The sequence below is a fragment of the Rariglobus hedericola genome, from assembly GCF_007559335.1.
Classification (GTDB): Bacteria; Verrucomicrobiota; Verrucomicrobiia; order Opitutales; family Opitutaceae; genus Rariglobus; species Rariglobus hedericola.
Window position 1 is genome coordinate 2,063,385 of sequence record NZ_VMBG01000001.1, and the last position, 19,372, is coordinate 2,082,756.

Here is a 19,372-nt window from a genome sequence, read left to right on the forward strand (position 1 = left end):
TTTAACTCTACCCCTTCCGCTACTCCGCCACCACCGGTGTCGGCTTCCGTCGAAGACGAACTCGCCTTCCTCTCCGAAGCGCATCACGGCCACATCCTCGACGAACGCCTTGCCGTCTGCCGCGCCGCCCTCGCCGCGCAACTCCCCGCTCCGCTCACGTCCGCCGAACTCACTTGGGCCGGCCGTATCGCGTGGCGCAATCACGCGCGCTGCATCGGCCGTCACTACTGGCGCAGCTTGAACGTGCGCGATCATCGCCACCTCGACTCCGCTGATCAGATCGCCGCCAGCCTGCGCGAGCACCTCGAATTCGCCCAGGCCGATGGCAACGTGCGCTCGGTGCTCACGGTTTACGCACCACCCGACCATCCCGGTGGCCCCGCGCCGCGCATTTGGAATCACCAGCTCTGCTCCTACGCGGGCTACCGTCACCACGACGGCACCATTCTTGGTGATCCAAAAACCATCGCTCTCACCGACCACGCCCGCGCGCTCGGCTGGGAACCACCCTCAACTCCCGGACGCTTCGATCTGCTCCCTTGGATCGTCTCGGGACGCGATGGACGTCCGCACCTTTTCCCGCTTCCCGCCGGTCTCGTGCGCGAAGTGCGCCTGCGTCATCCGCAGTTCGCCTGGTTCGAGCAACTCGGCTTGCGCTGGTATGCCGTGCCCGTGATCAGCGACATGAGCCTGCATGCCGCCGGCACCGATTATCCGGCTGCGCCGTTCAACGGTTGGTATATGGGCACGGAGATCGGCGCGCGAAACCTGGCCGACACCGACCGCTACAATCTCCTGCCGGTCATCGCCGAAAAACTCGCGCTCGATCAGCGCAATCCTCGCAGCTTGTGGAAAGATCGCGCGTTACTCGAACTCAACGCCGCCGTGCTGCACTCCTACGAATCCGACGGCGTGAAACTCGTGGACCACCACACCGCCTCCGCCGAATTCATAAAATTCTGCGAACGCGAAAAGACCGCCGGCCGCGAGGTGTCCGCACGCTGGGACTGGATCGTGCCGCCCATGTCGCCCGCGACCACGACGGTGTTTCACACGCCGATGGCCGAGTTTCCCACTACACCCGACTTCCACGCGCAACCGTCCGCATGGGCATCGGCGGGCGCGACGGCCGCGGAGAAATCTTAAAGCTTCGCCTTGATCGCTCGCGCCGCTTCAAGCGCGGCATCCGGCGTCTTCGCAGTCACCGTGAAGTGGCCCATCTTGCGGCCGATACGCGGCTCTTTTTTTCCGTAGAGATGGAGCTTCGCGTGCGGTTCGGCCAACACCGCGGACCAGTTGGCATCGCCCACGAGCGCGCCGTTGTCCCACTTCCAGGCGTCACCCAGAATATTCACCATAACGACCGGCGCCACGACCGACACGTCGCCGAGCGGCAGTCCGCATACGGCGCGCACGTGTTGCTCGAACTGCGAGGTCACGCAAGCATCGAGCGTCCAGTGTCCGGAGTTATGCGGACGCGGCGCGAGTTCGTTGACGAGGAGTTCGCCGCGATCCGTCAGGAACAACTCGATCGCCAGCAGTCCGACCACGTTGAGCTTTTCCACGATGGCGAGTGCCAGCTTTTCAGCATCGGCCTTGACCGCATCGCTGATGCGCGCCGGCACGATGGAAAAATCCAAAATGTGTTTCGTGTGGATGTTTTCCGCGACGGGGAAAATCTTCACTTCACCGTTGCTGCTGCGCGCCACGAGGACCGACAGCTCGCATTTGAAATCGATGAACTTCTCGATGACGCAGCGCTGCTTCGTGAACGACTCCACCGCCTTGGACAGCGTCGCGTCGTCGGAAACCTTGATCTGCCCCTTGCCATCATAGCCGAAATCGGCGGTCTTCACGACGCACGGCAGGCCGATTTTGCGGATGGCGGCGGCGAGGTCATCACCCGCTTCTACCTCGGTAAACGGCACAGGAGAAAAGTCGTTTTTGCGCAGCCAGTTTTTCTCGCGCATCCGGTTCTGGCAGGTCTCGAGGACGTTCCAGTGCGGATGAAGCTGCACGTATTTTTCGATGCTCCAGAGCGGCTCGGCCGGGATGTTTTCGAATTCGTAGGTGAGCACGTCGACGCTCTTGGCAAAGGCCGTCAGTGCCTCGATGTCGGTGTAAGGTTTGTTCGTCTCCAGTGCCGAGACTTCGCCGGCCGGACCGTTGGCCTCAGGCTCATAAATGTGCACGCGATAGCCGAGACGCTCCGCCGCATGGGCGAACATGCGGCCAAGCTGGCCGCCACCGAGAACACCAATCGTTTTGCCGGGATGAATCATTTTAACGCAGAGGCCGCAGAGCACACGGAGAAGACTTCAGAAGATCAATCCCTCTGTGCTCTCCGCGCACCTGGTGTTTAAATCAGGGCAATTTCGCCGCCAGCACCTTGCTGGTCTGTTCGGCACGGAAAGCATCGAGGGCCTTCTTCACCTTTTTGTCGCCACCCGTCGCGAGGATGGCGGCGGCAAACAGCGCGGCGTTGATCGCACCGGCCTTGCCGATGGCAAAAGTCGCCACGGGAATGCCGCCGGGCATTTGCACGATTGAATATAGTGAATCGACGCCCTTTAGCGTGTGCGACTCCACAGGAACACCGAGCACGGGCAGCGGCGTGAGCGCGGCGGTCATGCCGGGCAAGTGAGCGGCGCCACCGGCACCGGCGATGATGACCTTGAGGCCGCGTTTTTCGGCGGTTTTCGCGTAGTCATACATCTTGTCGGGCGTGCGATGCGCCGAGACGACGTGATGCTCGGCGGCGATGCCGAGGGCTTTGAGCGTCTGCGCGGCATGCTCCATCGTGCTCCAGTCCGACGTGCTGCCCATGATAATGCCGACAAGTGGCTTGGCCATAGACGAGAAGCGATAAACCATCCGGCGCCTCCTCCGCAAACCGGTTTTCACGGTGACAGCGCGAACCACCCCGTTAAGGTGGGGTCTTACCTGTTCGATTCAGCATGAAAAACATCCGCTCCACCCTCCTCACCTCTCTCTCCCTTGCCTCGCTGGCATTCGGCCTCTCCGGCTGCAGCACCGTCGCCCTCGACGAATCCGGCGATAAATCCGCCGTCTATCAGCTCAACGAATTCCGCATGGTGCTCAACACCACCGCGCCCGTCGCTTTCGCCGCCACTCAAAAGGCCTTCCGCGAATATGATCTCTTCGAAACCAAGAGCGAACTGAACACCTACGATGGCGAGCTCTACGCCCGCTCCCGCACCGACGACAAGGTCTTCGTGAGCGTCTCCGAAATGAACAGCAAGCAGACCTTGCTGCGCATCCGCTGGAGCACGACCGGCGACAAAAAGAACTCCCGCGCCCTCTACGATCTCATCGAGCGCAACCTGCGCTAATCGATTACGATCATTCCCGTGGCCTTTACGGCCGGCATGAGTGCACAAAAAAACCGCGGACATGACGTCCGCGGTTTTTTGTTGTCAGGATGAAACGGTCCGGCGCTTAGCCGATGTAGCCTTCTTCGCCGTGTTCGGAGGTATCCAGACCGGCGGCCTCGACCTCGGGGGTCGGACGCAGACCGATGGTTGCCTTGACGATGAGGGCAATGATGGCGGTGGCCACGACGCTCCAGACGATGGTCAGGGCGCAGGCTTTGAGCTGGGCCATCACGAGACCTTCCTTGAGAGGACCGACCACGGAGTTGATCTTCTCGTCGGCAAACACGCCGGTGAGGATAGCACCCATGGTGCCGCCGACGCCGTGCACGCCGAAGGTGTCGAGCGCGTCATCATAGCCGAGGATCTTCTTCAGATAGGAAACCGCGATGAACGGAACGATACCGGCGAGCACGCCGATCAAGACGGCCGAGTTCATGGAGACGAAACCGGCGCCGGGGGTGATGACCACCAGACCGGCAACGATACCCGAGCAAAAACCGAGGACGGAGGGATGGCCCTTGAGGACCCACTCAGCCATACCCCAAGTGAAACCGGCGATGGCGGCGGCGAGGGTCGTGGTGGCGAAGGCGTTGGAAGCGATCGCGTCGGCGCCGAGGGCGGAACCGGCGTTGAAACCATACCAACCGACCCAGAGCATACCGGTGCCGACGGTGCAGAGCACCAGCGAGTGCGGAGGCATCGGGACTTTGCCGAAGCCGTTGCGCTTGCCGAGGATGATACAGAGAACCAGTGCGGACCAACCCGAGGTCATGTGCACCACGGTGCCACCGGCGAAGTCGATCGCCTTGATGCCGGCGCCGGCGTTAAGGATGCCCGACATAAAGCCCGTGCCGCTCCACACCATGTGCGCGAAGGGGAAATACACCGCGAACATCCAGAGCGTCACGAACACAAGGACCGAGATGAACTTCATGCGCTCGGCGATCGCACCGACGATCAGGGCCGGCGTGATGATGGCGAAAGAGAGCTGGAACATCGCCCACATCGAATCGCTGATCCAGTAGTAACCGGCGCCGACGTTGCCTGGCTCCACGCCCTTCAAGAACGCGAAGGTGGCGTCACCGATGAACGCATTGCCGCTGCCGAAGGCCAGGCTGTAGCCGATAGCCCACCACAGGATGGTGACCAGACCGGCGACGCCCATACACTGGGCGAGGACAGAGAGGACGTTCTTCTTGCGAACCAAGCCGCCGTAGAAGAGAGCCAAACCGGGTAGCGTCATGAAAATGACCAGCGCTGTGCTGACCATCTGCCATGCATTGTGGCCGGGACCCGGTCCGGGGATCTTCGACGCGACGTCAGGCGTGCGCGCCGTGTTGTTCACGTAGGCCTCGAGGTCGGCGAGGCGCTGTTCAATGGTCGGCTCAGCCGGCGCGGCGGCGGGTGCGGCTTCCTGAGCCTGCAAACCACTGGCGCAGGCCAGCACAGATACAAGTAGAGCCCCGAAAACCAGGGATTTTAGACGATGCAGGGATTTTAACATGATGTTATTGAGTTAATTGAAAATAAAAACGTTCCCCTTCACACCCCGATACCGGAGATGAAAATGGCATGCTTCAATTTCATAAAATGAACAATTTTCATACAGCAGCACAAATGCCAGCCGCCGCCACACTGCGATTTTTGAGCAAAAATCATCTCAATTACTCATCTAATGCAGCTATCGGGCACTTATTTGAGTCATCGCGCATTTTCATGTATCCCTTCGCGCAACTCCGCTGTCTTCGGAGCACGATGGAAATCTACCTGGTTTGGACCCTCACGATTGTGCTCACCGTCATCGGCCTCGCCGGCGTGGTGCTGCCTTTGCTCCCGGGAACCACGCTGATCCTGATCGCGATGGTCGCACACAAGCTCCTCCTCCCGGGCGATGTCTCGTGGGTGATCATCGGCTGGATCGCCGGCGTGTGGCTGCTCTCCGTGATCGTGGATTTTGCCGGTGTGCTACTCGGCACCCGGCTTTTTGGCGGTGGCAAATGGGGTATGATCGGTGCCGGCGGCGGTGCGATGATCGGCATGTTTTTCTCCCTGCCCATGCTGATCCTCGGAACCGTGATAGGCGCGGTGGCCGCGGAAAAACTCATCGCCGAAAAATCCAACCGCGCCTCGCTACTCGCCGGTGCGGGCGCTGCCGTCGGCTTTTTAATCTCAACCATCGGCCGCCTCATTTGCGCGGTGGTGATGATCGCGATTTTCCTACTCGGCGTGTGGCACGCCTACGAAGCCACCAGCCACACTCCCACGTTCTAAAAAATCGCTCACACCGCGCGGGCATGAACGACTGCCCCGCGTTTTAAGTAAGCATCGAACCGCGAGGCCACCACGCGCACGAAGGGCAGTCCGGCCTCGGTGATGTAAACACCGTGCTCATCGCGAACCACGATTCCATCCGCCTCGAGATCGGCCAACGACGCCAATTCCGGCGCATAGCGGATCGACACATCCACGCCGAGCTCCCGCGAAAGCGCGTAAAAATCCAACCGGTGATCACACATCAGGCGCATAATCAGCATCTGCCGGCGACGATCCTCATCACTCAGGCACCAGCCGCGCGCGACGGGCAGTTCTCCCTTGAGCAACGCCATACGATAAGTCGCCAGGCTCTTGTGGTTCTGCCGGTAGCCATCGGGCGTCGTTGAAATCGCCGAGATCCCAAAGCCATACACCGACGCACCGGCGCGCGTGCTGTAGCCTTGGAAATTACGATGCAGCGTATGATCGCGCACCGCGACGGCCAGTTCGTCCCGCGGACGCGCGTAGTGATCAATGCCGATTTCCACATAACCGGCGGCGAGCAAACGCTCCTTGGCGAGGAGTTGCATCCGCAGCTTTTCATCGACGCCCGGCAACTGTCCCTGCTGGTCGAAGATCCGCTGCGCCGGTTTGAGCCCCGGAACATGCGCGTAACTAAAAACCGACAACCGCTCCGGAACCAGCCCCAGCACATCGTCAATCGTGCGGGCAAACGTGGAGACCGTTTGTTTGGGCAAGCCGTAGATGAGGTCGATGTTGATCGAGTTGAATCCCGCATGCCTCAACAACGTGACCGCGCGCTCATTCAACACCTGCGGCTGCACGCGATGAATTGCTGTCTGCACGGCCGGATCGGTATCCTGCACACCAAGTGATGCCCGCCGCGCGCCGAGATCGCGCAACGCGTCGATTTGATCGAGGTCGAGATGACGCGGGTCGATCTCGACCGCGATTTCGGCCGTGTCGTTGAACTTAAAGGCATCGCGAAAAATACGGCCGAGCCTCCGGAGCTGCTCAGCCGATAAAAACGTGGGCGTGCCTCCGCCGAGATGCAGCTGGGTGACTCGCCTCGCCGGATCGATCAACGGCGCGGTGAGCGCGATCTCGCGCTCCAGATCATCGAGATAATCATCGGCCGCGGACTGGCGGGTGGTGACGAGATTCGTGCAGCCGCAGAACCAGCAACGACTGGCGCAAAACGGCAGATGCACGTAGAGCGAAAGCGGACCCGCACCGAGCTGGTTGTCGCATGCAATCAAATCCACGGGATCAAACACGGCACGATCAGTCGTAAAAAGATTCGCCGTGGGATACGAGGTGTAGCGGGGAACAGGACCGGAGTATTTCCGCAAGAGATCAAAGTCGGCGGCGGCCGGCGTGACAGAAAACGCATCAGTCAAAAGGGAGGAGACCATGGTGGTGTCGGTAGGACGCCCGGCATCTTGCCTGAAATACCTTTCGCCGGCTCCGCAGCCATTGAAAATGGCTGCGCGGTTTTTGCATCCCCCGCGCGCACAAAAAAAATCGCCGGCATCCATAATTATGGATGCCGGCGAGTCGGGCTTTTCTTCTTCGGTGAAGTCGGATTACAGGCGGCAGATCAGCAGCTCGCGCTCGTAGATCATTTCCTTCGGCAAGTGATCGTGGAGATCGATGAAGAGTTCTTCATGGCCGATCACCTCGGTGCGCCAGGCGGCACGATCGACTTCCTGCAGCGCCGTGAACTGTTCACGGGTGAAATCACTGCCGGTCCAGTCGATCTCGTCGTAGCGCGGCTGCCAGCCGATCGGCGTCTCCTTCGCGAGGGCACGACCGCGGGCGCGTTCAACGATCCACTTGAGGATGCGCATGTTTTCACTGAAGCCCGGCCAGAGGAACTTACCCTCCGAGTCCTTGCGGAACCAGTTCACATTAAAGATACGCGGCGTCTCGCTGAGCTTCTTCTGCATCGAGATCCAGTGGCGGAAATAATCGCCCATGTGGTAGCCGCAGAACGGCAGCATCGCGAAGGGATCGCGGCGCACTTTGCCAATCGTGCCGGCGGCGGCGGCCGTCATCTCGGAACCCATCGTGGCGCCCATGTAAACGCCGGCACTCCAGTTGAAAGCCTGGTAGATGAGCGGCATGGTCGTCGCGCGGCGTCCGCCGAAGATGATCGCGCTGATCGGCACGCCCAAGGGCGACTCCCAATCCGGATCGATGGTCGGGCACTGCACGGCCGGCGCGGTGAACCGCGAGTTGGGATGCGCGGCCTTGGCGCCGGTTTCCTTGGCGATGGCGGGAGTCCACTTGTTGCCCTGCCAGTCGGTGAGCTCGGCCGGAGCCTTGTCGGTCATACCTTCCCACCACACGCCACCCTCGGGCGTGAGCGCGACGTTGGTGAAGATCGTGTTCTTCGCGAGCGCGGCCATCGCATTGGGGTTGGTCTTGTCGGACGTGCCGGGAGCGACGCCGAAGAAACCGGCCTCGGGATTGATCGCGTGCAGGCGGCCGTTGGCATCGGGTTTGATCCACGCGATGTCATCGCCGACGGTCCACACTTTCCAGCCCTTGTCACGCAGGGGCGCGGGCGGGATGAGCATGGCGAAGTTGGTCTTGCCGCAAGCCGAGGGAAACGCGGCGGCGACGTAGGTTTTTTCGCCCTTCGGATCCTCGACGCCGAGGATGAGCATGTGCTCGGCCATCCAGCCCTCGTCGCGCGCCATGTTGGAGGCGATGCGGAGCGCGAAACACTTTTTGCCCAGCAGCGCATTGCCGCCGTAGCCTGAACCGAAGGACCAGATCTCGCGCGTCTCGGGAAAATGGACGATGTATTTCTCCTTGTTGCACGGCCACGAGACATCCGCCTGACCTTCGGCCAGAGGCGCACCGACCGAGTGCACGCAAGGGACCACGCGTTTCTCGTCCTTGTCGATTTCCTTGAACACCGGCAGGCCGATGCGGGCCATGATGCGCATGTTGACGACGACGTAAGGTGAGTCGGTCAGCTCGACGCCGAGCTGCGAAAGCGGGGAGCCCACCGGACCCATGCTGAACGGCAGCACATACATCGTGCGACCGGCCATGCAGCCCTTGAACAGGCCCTTGAGGGTTTTGCGCATCGCGAACGGATCGACCCAGTTGTTGGTCGGGCCGGCGTTGGTTTTGGAAAGCGAACAAATGAAGGTGCGGTCCTCCACACGGGCGACATCGCTCGCATCGGATCGTGCGTAATAACAGCCGGGCCAGAGCTTTTCGTTGAGTTTCGTCAGCGTGCCCGCCTCGATCATCTGAGCGCACAGCGCGTCGTTTTCCTCCTGCGAGCCGTCAACCCAGTGAATGGCGGCGGGCTGCATCAAGTCGGCCATCTTGGTCACCCACTTGAGGAGATTGGGGTTCTTGCTGAGCGGCTTGGAGTGTAGGCGGGCTTTCATAAGGAGGTGGTTATACTGGTTTCGGTTGGTCCCTTGAGTAAACCGGAATCGGACCCGGTTGACTGCGTAGAATTAGCCCATCCCTACGCAGTATTTGTCCTACCTTCAGAATCAACCCGCCTCAGGGCGCCGGCTCGATGTGGACTGACACGTCCGAGATATGCAGCGTCGAATGCACCAGCGCATCCTTGACCGCATGCGCGATGTCATGACCGGCATACACGGTAAGCTCCGGATCCACTTCGACGTGAATATCCACCAGATGGCTCAGACCGCTTTTGCGCACACGACATTTATCGATGCCATGCACACCGGCCACCGCGGACGCGACGGCCCGCACTTCCTTTTCGAATTCCACGGGCACCGCCGTATCCATCACATCGCGGAGCGCGCGGTTGAAAATATGCACGCCATTAAAAACCACGACTGCGCACGCCACCAACGCAGCCCAGTCATCTGCCGCCTCGTAACCGGGCCCACAGATGATCGCGATCGCGATGCCGATAAACGCCGCGGCCGACGTGATCGCATCCGAATAATGATGCCACGCTTCCACGCCGAGTCCCGTGCTGCCCTCGGCCTCGCCGGCACGCGCCATGCGTCGCGAGAACCACCACTTCACGGCGACAATCCCCGCGAGCAACGGCAACGTGGCCCAGTGCGGCGTGCGATGCGGGGTCACGATCTCATGCACCGCATGCACCCCGATCCACGCCGCCGCCGCAAAAATAAACAAGGCGACCGCCATCGCCGCCAGCGGCTCGGCCTTGCCGTGACCATACGGGTGATCCTCATCCGGCGGTCGCGCCGCCACGCGAAACCCCGCCCACACCAGCACCGAAGAAAACACATCCATCAATGACTCCACGCCATCCGCGATGAGCGCATAGGTGTTGCCGAGAATGCCGCCGGCGAACTTCACGACCGCCAGCAGCAGATTCAGCGCAATGCCCCGCAGCACCAATGCCGCGCTGGCTTCGGCGCGGTGCTGGATGCTTTTAGGCGTGGATCGTTCGGCCATGTGCCGACGAAAAACGTCCAGTCGATTTCTCAACGCAAGTTGTTTAGGCATGACTAAGAAACCTTGGTCACCCGCTCGTTTGCGACAGTGTGAATTCCGCAGCCATTGACCGTCCAAGGACGCTCGCGCAGGCTGCCAGCTTCCTTCTCCATGACCCCGCCCGTCGCTCCGAGTGCGTCCTCCAGTGCCTTTCGCCGCCATCTCTGGCCGCTCCTGCGACGCCACCGCTGGGCCATTATCGCAGCTGTCATTTTGGTAAGTCTCCACGGCGGCGCCATGACGCTGCAGAACGTCTATCCGAAGTGGCTTTTTTCTGAAGTCTTGGAGCCCAAAAATCTCGCCACCAGCGAACGCTGGCACCGACTCGCCTGGCTCATCGCCGGATACCTCACCGTATCGATTTTCCTGCGCATGATCCTGTGGCATTGCGGCTACCGGATTTTCACCTGGGCTCGCGAACGCATCGTGTTCTCGTTGCGCGCGCAGTTTTTCCGCCACGTCAACCACCTGTGCCTGCGGTTTCACGGCGAGCACCACTCGGGCGAATTGTTCAGTTATCTTTTCGGCACACCGCTGGCCAACGTCATGCAGTTTTTCCAGCAGACTTCACTGCTGGCACCCGGCGCCGTCATCGTGATCGTCTCGACGCTCGGCCTTTTCTGGCAATGGGACTGGCCGATCGCAGTGCTGCTCACCGTGCTGTGCGCGCTCAGCTTTTGGATCATGATCTATGCGCGCAACCGCATCAAAATCATCCAGACCGATTACCAAAAAACCGAAGGCGCGGTCAGCGGTCGCGTGGCCGATCTGCTCCGTGGCAACAAGGCCGTGAAGCTCCACTCGATGGAATCTTCCATCAGTGTCGATTTCGAACAACAGGCCGAGCTCATCGGCCGCAAATCCTATGAGCGCGACGTCCGCAGTCACGTCGAGTGGATGAAGCAGGAAACCCTCACCTACTTCGGCTACGTATCCTTGCTCGCGCTGTGCACGTGGCGGTATCTCGACGGCCAGATCGACCTTGGCATCGTTGCCGCCTGCCTCGCCGCTTACAGCGGGCTCAACTGGCCGCTGCAGCAGATATTCAACTCCGTCACCTTGTGGGCCGGTTGCTCCGCATCGCTCGATCGCATAGGCACCGTGCTCGACACCGCCAGCACCACACCCGATCCGGTCTCGCCCGTGCCCGTCCCGAAGGAGCCGGGCGAACTTCGTTTCGAACGCGTCTCATTCCACTATGCCGACGGCTCGCCGATCCTGCACGAGCTCGATCTGGTGATTCCCTACGGGCATCGCGTGGCCATCGTCGGCCCTTCCGGCGCGGGCAAGAGCACGTTGTTGCAACTCCTCCTTCGTCTCTACGATCCGGCACAGGGGAACGTCCGCATCGCCGGTATCGATGTCCGTGATATCGCCGGTCGCGATCTGCGCCGTCTCTTCGGCGTCGTGCCGCAGGACACCTTCGTATTCCGCTCCACCTTGCGCGACAACATCCGCCTCGCCCGGCCTGATGCCGATGACGCGGCCATCCGGCGCGCCTGCGAACAAGCCAACGCCTGGGAGTTCATCTCACGCCTGCCCGAAGGTCTCGACACGCCCGTCGGCGAGGGAGGCTCGTCGCTTTCCGGCGGCCAGCGCCAACGCATCGCCATCGCGCGTGTTTTCCTCGCAGATCCGCCCTACTTCGTTTTCGACGAAGCCACCAGCGCGCTCGACACGCTCAGCGAGCAGCTCATCCAGGAAGCCATCGAGAAAAACCTCACGGGTCGCACCGCGCTTTTCGTCGCCCACCGGTTGTCCACCGTAAAGAACTGCGACCGCATTCTCGTGATGGAAGCAGGCTCCATCGTTCAAGACGGCAGCTACGACGAATTACTCGGCCGCCCCGGCCTGTTCCGCGAACTTGTCCACGGACAACAATTGCGCGAGTAACCGCACGCCGCTTAATAACCGCCTTCGTGACGATCCGCACCCGCATCCTGCTTGTTTACCTGCTGTTGATCGGCGGCAGCTATCTCTACCTGGTCTCGTGGATTCTCGAAGGCATTCGTCCGCGTTACCTCGAATCCATGGAGGAGTCGCTGGTCGACACCGCCGCCTTGCTCGCCTCGGTCGTCGAAACGAGCTCCACCGGCACCACGCCCGATGCCGCGCAACTGCGCACCGCGGTCGATGGCGCCCATCGCCGCCAGCTCGACGCACTCATCTACGGCATGCGCAAAACCTCCATCGACCTGCGCGTTTACGTGACCGATGCACAGGGCATTGTGCTCTACGATTCCGACGCGGGTCACGACGAAGGCGTGGATTATTCCCAGTGGCGCGATGTGGCGCGCACCCTCGCCGGCTCTTACGGGGCGCGCGCCACCCGCGACGATCCCGACGACGAATCCTCCCTCGGCATTTACGTCGCGGCGCCGATCCGCTCCGGTGACGCCATCATCGGCGTGCTCGCGGTCGGCAAACCCACGCGCAACATCAACGAGCTCGTCGCCGTCGCTCGCACCCGCGTGTTGCTGGCCGGTTTGATCGGCGGCGTGTTGGTGATCAGCGCCGGCATCGCGTTCTCCGTGTGGCTGACGACGCCACTAGAAAAACTCACCGCCTACGCCCGCGCCGTGCGTGACGGACGCCCCGCCACCCTGCCCCGCCTCGCCGGCCGCGAGGTCGGCGACCTGCGCCGCGCCTTCGAAGAAATGCGCGCCGCCCTCGAGGGCAAAGACTACGTCGAGCGTTACACCCAAACCCTCGCCCACGAGATCAAAGCCCCGCTCTCGGCCATTCGCGGCGCCGCCGAACTGCTCGCCGAGGACGCCGACATGCCGCCGGACCAACGCGCCAAATTCCTCGCCAACTTGCGCTCCGAGTCCGCCCGCATCCAGCAGATCGTGGACAAACTTCTCCAACTCGCCGCCCTCGAAGCGCGCAAGCATCTCTCGGACGTGGAGCCCGTTGATCTGAATTCGCTGGTGCGCGAAGTCGCTTCCTTCGGCGAACCCACCCGCACCGCTCGCGGACTCACCTTGATCCTACCCTCCGCCGATACCGAAAAGCTCATCGTTAAAGGCGAAAAATTCCTGCTCACCCAGGCACTTTCCAACCTCCTTCAAAACGCCGCCGAGTTCACGCCCGCCGGCGGAACGCTGACATTGTCGCTCACCCGATCCGCCCGACACGCCGTGATCACGCTCGACGACACCGGCACCGGTATTGCCGACTACGCACTACCCCAGGTATTCGACCGGTTTTATTCGCTGCCGCGTCCCGCCGGCGGAGCCAAGAGCACCGGCCTCGGCCTGAGTTTTGTGCGCGAGATCGCACACCTGCACGGCGGCGAGATCACCGTCGCCAACCGCCCCGACGCACGCGGCTGCCGCGCCGTGCTCACGTTGCCGGTGTAGCGCGATTTTCAGTTTAATTCATCGGGACTTCACGCCCGCTTCATACGCGTTTCACATAGCTCGGGCAGACTTCGCGGCGATGAAACGCTTTGCCCTCCTCCTGCTCTTTCTCCCGGCCGTCTTATTCGCCCAAAACGACGACTCGGCCGATTCCACGCGCGACAAAAACCTCTCGCCTTACTTCTGGGTGCGCAACGCCTCGCCCGGCGCCGACACGCTTCCGCTCAAGTCAACGCACGTCGAGGCCACACTCGCCGGCGTCATCGCCGATGTGAGCGTGACGCAGGTTTACACCAACACCGGCACCACGCCCATCGAGGCGATCTATGTGTTTCCCGGCTCCACCCGCGCCGCCGTGCACGGGCTCACGCTCACCATCGGCGAGCGTCGCATCGAAGCCCGCGTGCAGGAACGCCAGCAAGCCCGCCGCACTTACGAGGCCGCCAAATCCGCCGGAAAAACCACGTCTCTCCTCGAACAACAACGTCCCAACGTTTTCCAAATGAACGTCGCCAATATCCTCCCCGGCGACGAGGTGCGCGTGGAGTTGCGCTACACCGAACTGCTCGTCCCGACCGACGGCGTCTACGAATTCGTTTATCCCGGCGTGGTCGGCCCTCGCTACTCGAAGACCGCCGCCGCGAACGCCTCGACCGACGACACGTGGGTGCAGAATCCTTATCTGCCGACGCAGACCAATGATCCCACCGCGTTCACGCTCACGGTCAACTGTCTCACCGGCGTTCCCCTGCGCGAAGCCGCCTGCTACACGCATCGCACGTCGATTGTGTATGCCGATCCCTCGCGCGCCCGCATCACGCTCGATCCGTCCGAGACCACCGGCGCCAATCGCGATTTCATTCTGCGCTACCGGCTCACCGGCGAAGCCCTGCAAGCCGGTCTCCTCGTGAGCGAGGGCGCGAACGAAAACTTCTTCCTCGCGATGATCCAGCCGCCCGCGCGTCCGGTCGCCGCCACGTTGCCACCGCGCGATTATCTTTTTGTCGTCGATGTCTCCGGCTCGATGCGCGGCTTCCCGCTTCAGACCACGCGCACGCTCCTCCGCCAGCTCTTCCCCGGACTCCGTCCGCAGGACACGTTCAACGTCCTGCTCTTCTCCGGCGACAGCCGCACGCTCAGCCCGCGCTCACTGCCCGCCACGCCCGCCAACCTCGAAGCCGCCCTCAATCTCCTCTCCGGCCAGGACGGCGCCGGCGGCACCGAATTGCTGCCCGCGTTGCAGGCGGCCTTTGCATTACCGCGCCAAGAAAACCTTTCGCGTATCATCACCGTGATCACCGATGGCTACGTGGACGTGGAGGCCAAAGCATTCGATCTCGTGCGCTCGCACGCCGATAAGGGCAACGTTTTCGCCTTCGGCATCGGCTCCAGCGTCAACCGTCACCTCATCGAGGGCATCGCGCGCGCCGGTCAGGGCGAGCCGTTCATCGTGACCGATCCCGGCGAGGCCGAGACCGTCGCCAAGGCCTTTCACAACTACATCGCCGCGCCCGTGCTCACCGCCGCCAAACTGGAGATCACCGGTCTCGACGCCTACGACATCGAGCCGCGCAGTCTCCCCGACGTGTTTGCCCAGCGCCCCGTGATCGTCTTAGGCAAATGGCGCGGTCCGCGCACCGGACAACTCACCTTGCGCGGTTTGACCGGTGCCGCTCCGTTCGCGGCCACGCTCGATCTCGCGAAGGCCCAAAGTATTTCCGGCGGCGGTCTGTCCCACCTGTGGGCGCGCCATCGGATCAGCCAGCTGATGGACGACATCTCCCGCGAATCGACGCCCGAACGTATCGCCGAAGTCACTACGCTCGGTCTCAGCTACAACTTGCTCACGCGCTACACGTCATTCGTCGCCGTGGACGAAATCGTGCGTCGCACCGGCGCAAATCTCACCACCGTCAACCAACCCGTGCCACTCCCCCAAGGCGTTGCCGCGAGCGCCGTCGGCAACAGCGGCGGTGGCAACATCCCGACTTCGCCCGAGCCCGGCACGTTCGCCCTGATGATCACCGCCGCACTGATCATTCTCATCCCGGTCTATCGTCGTCATCGCAGCCAACGCCCGCAGGCATGATCCGTTTTTTCCAGACCCGCGCCTGGGTCGCACTCGCCCTGCTCGCCGCCGGCTGGCCCGTGTTGAACTGGTATGCGCTGCGCCTCAACGACGGCTCCGACGAACCGTGGGGACTCGCCGCGCTCGCCGCCGCAGCGTTGTTCGCCCCGTGGCGTGGATGGCGTGAGCCGCTGTCGCCGCGACGGCTCGCGTGGCTCTGCGGATTTCTCGCTCTCTACGTCGTGGCGTTCCCGTGGATGCCGCCGCTGATCCGTGCGTTGCTGCTGGTCACGGCACTCGGACTTGCCGCATCGGATCGCGGTTTTCCCGCCGCGTGGTGGGGACTGTTGGTGTTGTCACTGCCCGTGGTCGCGACGCTGCAATTCTACCTCGGCTATCCGTTGAGATTGCTTACGACCCAGCTCTGCGTGCCGTTGATCGCCCTCGGCGGACACACCGCGCGCGCCGTCGGCACCACGCTCCACTGGGCTGGCGAACGCGTCGTCATCGATGCACCGTGCAGCGGCATCCGCATGCTGTGGACCGGTCTTTTCTTCGCCGCGTGCCTCGCCTGCTGGCACCGGCTCGATGCGAGGCGCACGTTCACGCTCATGCGCATCGCCGGCCTCGCGCTGTTTCTCGCCAACGTGGTGCGCGCCACGCTGCTGTTTTTTATCGAGACCGGTTTATGGTCCGCTCCCTCCGGCAGTCATGAGGGCGCCGGCCTGCTCTGCTTCTGCCTCGCCGCCGGCGTGGTGCTCTGGATCGGAGAACGTCTCGCCCATCGCCCGCACGTGCACGCCATCGCATGAAACTCTACCTCCTCTTTTTCTGCGCGTGCATTGTCGCCTCAACACGCCCGATCTGGCCGGACGCCGATGCCGACTCCACTCGCTCGACGGCTTCGCGCGCATCCTTCCCCGGTTGGGCCGCGGGACCGGTTTCGCCCGATTGGGAAAAACTAACGCCCTCCGCCCGCGACGCCCGTTTCGCCAAAGATTTCCCCGGAGAAACCGGAATCTTTAGCGATGGCACCACGACGTTTGTCGTCCGCTGGCTCGATCATCCGACCCGTCGTCTGCACCCCGCGTCCGATTGTCTGCGCGCGCTTGGCTACGACATCACCCCGCGACCGCTCCGCGAAAAAGCCGACGGCACGCTCTGGAGCACCTGCGAAGCCACGCGCGACGGCGCGACCGTGCGCGTGCACGAACGCCTGCTCGGCTCCGACGGACGCAGCTGGACCGATGTCTCCACCTGGTTCTGGCACGCGAGCCTCCGGCGCGCCGCCGGACCGTGGTGGGCGGTGACGGAAATCACCCCGATCTCCGGCCCGAGTCGCCATTGACCGCGTCGCCTGCGCCATCATGCTGGGGTTAACCAGCTCACCATGGCGTCCACGAATATTTCCATCGGCACCGATCCTGTTAAACAATTCTCCGTGTTTGCGGAGAACCGCGTCGGCCGTCTCTACGACCTCACATCGCTCCTGAAGGACAACAACGTCCACATCATGGCGCTCACCGTGCTCGACACGACCGACAGCTCGATCCTCCGCCTCATTGTCGATGATCCGGACAAGGCCCGCGAGCTGATGATCAACAATGATTTTCCTTACACCGAGGTCGACGTCCTCGCAGTCGAAATCAGCGACGAAGCCGATCTGAAGGAAGTGCTCAAGGCGCTCCTCGAGGCCGAGATCAACATTCACTACATCTACAGCTTCATCAAACGCCCCGACGGCAAGTCCGCCCTCGCGATGAACATCGAGGACGCCGACGTCGCCGCGCAGTCGCTCAACACGCACGGCTTCAAAGTCCTCACTCAGCGCGATATTTCGCGCTGAGTGTTTTCCGCGCCACAGCGATTTACTCCGCTGCCCTCGGTGCTTTTTTTGCCTTGGGTTTGGCCGCCGCACTTCCGGCGGCTTTTTTAGCGCCGGCCTTCGATGTCTTCGCGTTGATCCACACCGAGCCGTCCTTCGGGTTTTTGTTCAGCCAGAAGATTTCGTCCGCATGTTCGACGAATGTCGGCTTGTGTTCCTCGGTCGCGGGCAACGCCAGGCCCAGTTCCGAAATGACCACGAGGAAGTGCTGCAAGTCCTGGCCGAGCGTTTTCGCCAGATAACCGACTTCAGCCGACACACCGGTGCCGCGCTTGTTGGGGTTCAACAAAAGCCTAATTCCGGCGAGCGCCGAGTCCCCCGAGAAGGGAACGGCCTCGGCGGGAACAGCCGGTGTCTCCGTAAGGGCCAGCTCAGGCGCAGCTTCCGGTGCAGATTCAACCACTGCGGAATCTTGGGTAATCGGCTCAACCATCGCCGCCGTTTCAACCGCCGGTGCTCCGTCTTCCGCCTTCTGTTCTCCGTCCTCTGTATTCCGTCCTCCGTCCTCCGTCCTAGGCGCACGCACTTCATCCCCGTTGATCCAAATCGCGTTACGGCTGTCCTTGTTCAACCAATACACAAACTCACCGATCGCCGTCTTGACCGGCTTATCGTTGGCGGTTTCCGGCACCGTCAGACCGACGGCGATGAACATTTCCACGAGATCGTTTTCCGACTGCTTAAAGGCGCGGGCGAGATAAGTGATGCTGCCCGAATAACCCGGTCCGCGACGATTACGGCGCATCTGCGCACGCACGGCGGCCAGAAACTCCTCGGCTTCGGGTGGCAGTTCTTCCGTCGAAACCGTTACAACTTCCTCCGCCTGTCCTCCGTCCGTCTTTTGTTCTCCGTCCTCTGCCTTCGGCCCGTCCTCAGTCTTCTGTCCTCCGTCTTCCGTCAGCTTGGCAGCCCGGGCCGCAGCGGCGGCCTGAGCGGCTTCGCGGGCGGCTTGCGCAGCCGCCTGCTGCGCCAGACGACGCGCTTCGTGTTCCGCACGACGGGCGGCTTGCTCGGCTTCACGGGCAACACGGTCAGCCTCGCGCTTCGCCTTCTCCGCCTGCTCGGCGGACGCTTCCCCGGCCAGCAACACGGCGGTCGGATCGCTCGGATCAAGCGGCTTCGCCTGGGCGACACGAAACACCGGACGCGGTTTTTCTCGGGTGTTCAAGAAGAGCTCGTGGCGGTTGTTAAGATTGAGCCAGTAGAGTTCGCCTTCGAATTCCAGATGCACCGGCGCGTCGTCTTCGCGCTCGGGGATGACGAAGCCGCACTCCTTGAGCGCGCCAATGAGATCGCCTTCCGATTGCTCCCAGCGCTTCGCCAGGAACGTGACGCCGACCGACTGGCCCGGACCGCGCTGGTTTTTGCGGAGGTGAGGTTTGATCGCCTCGAAGAACGTCGGCAGGTCGTCATCGAGATTGTCCCAGTTGTCCCAATCGTCGCCCTCTTCGGCGGCATCCGGATCGGCGTCGCGCTCGGTGTCGCGCAGCTTGCGAAAACCATCCTCGGGCGCGGCGGTTTCAGAAACGAGCGTGGACGGTTTTTCAGCGTGCGCATCACCGGCCGCACCGGTGGCGTTGCCGGCGAATTTCGCGGCGAACTCGGCACGGAGTTTCTCCGCCTCGATCTTCGCGGCGGCTGCGGCTGCGCTTTCGAGCGTCCAGTCGCGCAACGTGGTGCGGCGGGCGACGCCGTTGAAGGCCAGTGCGTTGTTCGAAAGCGTCTCGTAGCTGATGATCTCCCACTCGTCCTTGCCGAGCTGGTTCAGGTAGGACTCCAAAAGTGCGGGAGTAGCGAAGCCATGCGGGCCGCTGGTGATATGCTTATATTCCCAAAGAGACATAAAAGTGGTGTTGCCGGGGTAGCGCTAACAACGCATCCCAAATGACTTCCCCCTTGCGAGCCTATAATCCGG

The 19,372-nt window shown here is 62.2% G+C and carries 16 protein-coding genes; 9 read left to right on the top strand and 7 right to left on the bottom strand.

What is annotated here, in order from left to right; translation table 11 throughout:
* Window positions 1–36 precede the first annotated feature (36 nt).
* Window positions 37–1,146 (top strand): nitric oxide synthase oxygenase, encoded by a 1,110-nt coding sequence (locus tag FPL22_RS09050; RefSeq protein WP_162525242.1) that lies wholly within the window; start codon window positions 37–39, stop codon window positions 1,144–1,146.
* Here FPL22_RS09050 and FPL22_RS09055 read toward each other — a convergent pair.
* Both FPL22_RS09055 and purE read right to left on the bottom strand, forming a co-directional pair.
* Window positions 1,143–2,282 (bottom strand): 5-(carboxyamino)imidazole ribonucleotide synthase, encoded by a 1,140-nt coding sequence (locus FPL22_RS09055; RefSeq protein ID WP_144229959.1) that lies wholly within the window; start codon window positions 2,280–2,282, stop codon window positions 1,143–1,145. The genes FPL22_RS09050 and FPL22_RS09055 overlap by 4 nt on opposite strands.
* Window positions 2,283–2,364: 82 nt before the next feature.
* On the bottom strand, window positions 2,365–2,853 hold the full coding sequence (gene purE / locus FPL22_RS09060) for a 5-(carboxyamino)imidazole ribonucleotide mutase (protein WP_144229961.1): 489 nt from the start codon (window positions 2,851–2,853) through the stop codon (window positions 2,365–2,367).
* Between the two features lie 104 nt (window positions 2,854–2,957).
* Here purE and FPL22_RS09065 point away from each other — a divergent pair, with 104 nt between their 5' ends.
* Entirely contained in the window at window positions 2,958–3,353 is a 396-nt protein-coding gene (locus tag FPL22_RS09065; RefSeq protein ID WP_144229962.1) for a DUF3568 family protein, read from the top strand.
* Between the two features lie 106 nt (window positions 3,354–3,459).
* On the opposite strand, the gene FPL22_RS09070 is transcribed toward FPL22_RS09065, so the two are convergent.
* Window positions 3,460–4,899, bottom strand: coding sequence for an ammonium transporter (locus tag FPL22_RS09070; protein WP_144229963.1), 1,440 nt, complete (start codon window positions 4,897–4,899; stop codon window positions 3,460–3,462).
* 212 nt (window positions 4,900–5,111) lie between these two features.
* On the opposite strand from FPL22_RS09070, the gene FPL22_RS09075 reads away from it, so the two are divergent.
* Window positions 5,112–5,666, top strand: coding sequence for a DUF456 family protein (locus FPL22_RS09075; protein WP_238991354.1), 555 nt, complete (start codon window positions 5,112–5,114; stop codon window positions 5,664–5,666).
* 8 nt (window positions 5,667–5,674) lie between these two features.
* Here the strand turns inward: FPL22_RS09075 and hemN are convergent, their stop codons facing one another.
* The 3 genes from hemN to FPL22_RS09090 all read right to left on the bottom strand — a co-directional run bounded on the left by hemN (window position 5,675) and on the right by FPL22_RS09090 (window position 10,103).
* The gene (hemN, locus tag FPL22_RS09080; RefSeq protein ID WP_144229964.1) at window positions 5,675–7,084 is read right to left on the bottom strand and encodes an oxygen-independent coproporphyrinogen III oxidase; all 1,410 of its coding nucleotides are present in this window, start codon (window positions 7,082–7,084) and stop codon (window positions 5,675–5,677) included.
* Between the two features lie 171 nt (window positions 7,085–7,255).
* Window positions 7,256–9,082, bottom strand: coding sequence for a phosphoenolpyruvate carboxykinase (GTP) (locus FPL22_RS09085; protein ID WP_144229965.1), 1,827 nt, complete (start codon window positions 9,080–9,082; stop codon window positions 7,256–7,258).
* Between the two features lie 121 nt (window positions 9,083–9,203).
* Window positions 9,204–10,103: a cation diffusion facilitator family transporter gene (locus tag FPL22_RS09090; protein ID WP_238991355.1), complete on the bottom strand. Its 900-nt coding sequence runs from the start codon at window positions 10,101–10,103 to the stop codon at window positions 9,204–9,206.
* Between the two features lie 150 nt (window positions 10,104–10,253).
* Here FPL22_RS09090 and FPL22_RS09095 point away from each other — a divergent pair, with 150 nt between their 5' ends.
* From FPL22_RS09095 to FPL22_RS09120, 6 genes are all read left to right on the top strand, one after another.
* Window positions 10,254–12,035, top strand: a complete 1,782-nt coding sequence (locus tag FPL22_RS09095; protein WP_144229966.1) for an ABC transporter ATP-binding protein — start codon at window positions 10,254–10,256, stop codon at window positions 12,033–12,035.
* 26 nt (window positions 12,036–12,061) lie between these two features.
* The gene (gene creC / locus FPL22_RS09100; RefSeq protein ID WP_144229967.1) at window positions 12,062–13,504 is read left to right on the top strand and encodes a two-component system sensor histidine kinase CreC; all 1,443 of its coding nucleotides are present in this window, start codon (window positions 12,062–12,064) and stop codon (window positions 13,502–13,504) included.
* 79 nt (window positions 13,505–13,583) lie between these two features.
* Window positions 13,584–15,593, top strand: coding sequence for a VIT and vWA domain-containing protein (locus FPL22_RS09105; protein ID WP_144229968.1), 2,010 nt, complete (start codon window positions 13,584–13,586; stop codon window positions 15,591–15,593).
* Window positions 15,590–16,384: an archaeosortase/exosortase family protein gene (locus FPL22_RS09110; RefSeq protein WP_144229969.1), complete on the top strand. Its 795-nt coding sequence runs from the start codon at window positions 15,590–15,592 to the stop codon at window positions 16,382–16,384. The genes FPL22_RS09105 and FPL22_RS09110 overlap by 4 nt, the downstream gene beginning before the upstream one ends.
* Complete coding sequence (locus FPL22_RS09115; protein WP_144229970.1) at window positions 16,381–16,920, top strand: hypothetical protein; 540 nt, start codon at window positions 16,381–16,383, stop codon at window positions 16,918–16,920. Before FPL22_RS09110 ends, FPL22_RS09115 begins: the two co-directional genes overlap by 4 nt.
* Window positions 16,921–16,962: 42 nt before the next feature.
* On the top strand, window positions 16,963–17,418 hold the full coding sequence (locus tag FPL22_RS09120) for an acetolactate synthase (RefSeq protein WP_144229971.1): 456 nt from the start codon (window positions 16,963–16,965) through the stop codon (window positions 17,416–17,418).
* A 22-nt stretch (window positions 17,419–17,440) separates the two neighbouring features.
* On the opposite strand, the gene FPL22_RS09125 is transcribed toward FPL22_RS09120, so the two are convergent.
* A complete protein-coding gene (locus tag FPL22_RS09125; RefSeq protein WP_144229972.1) occupies window positions 17,441–19,300 on the bottom strand; it encodes a hypothetical protein in 1,860 nt (619 codons plus the stop codon).
* Between the last annotated feature and the right edge of the window lie 72 nt (window positions 19,301–19,372).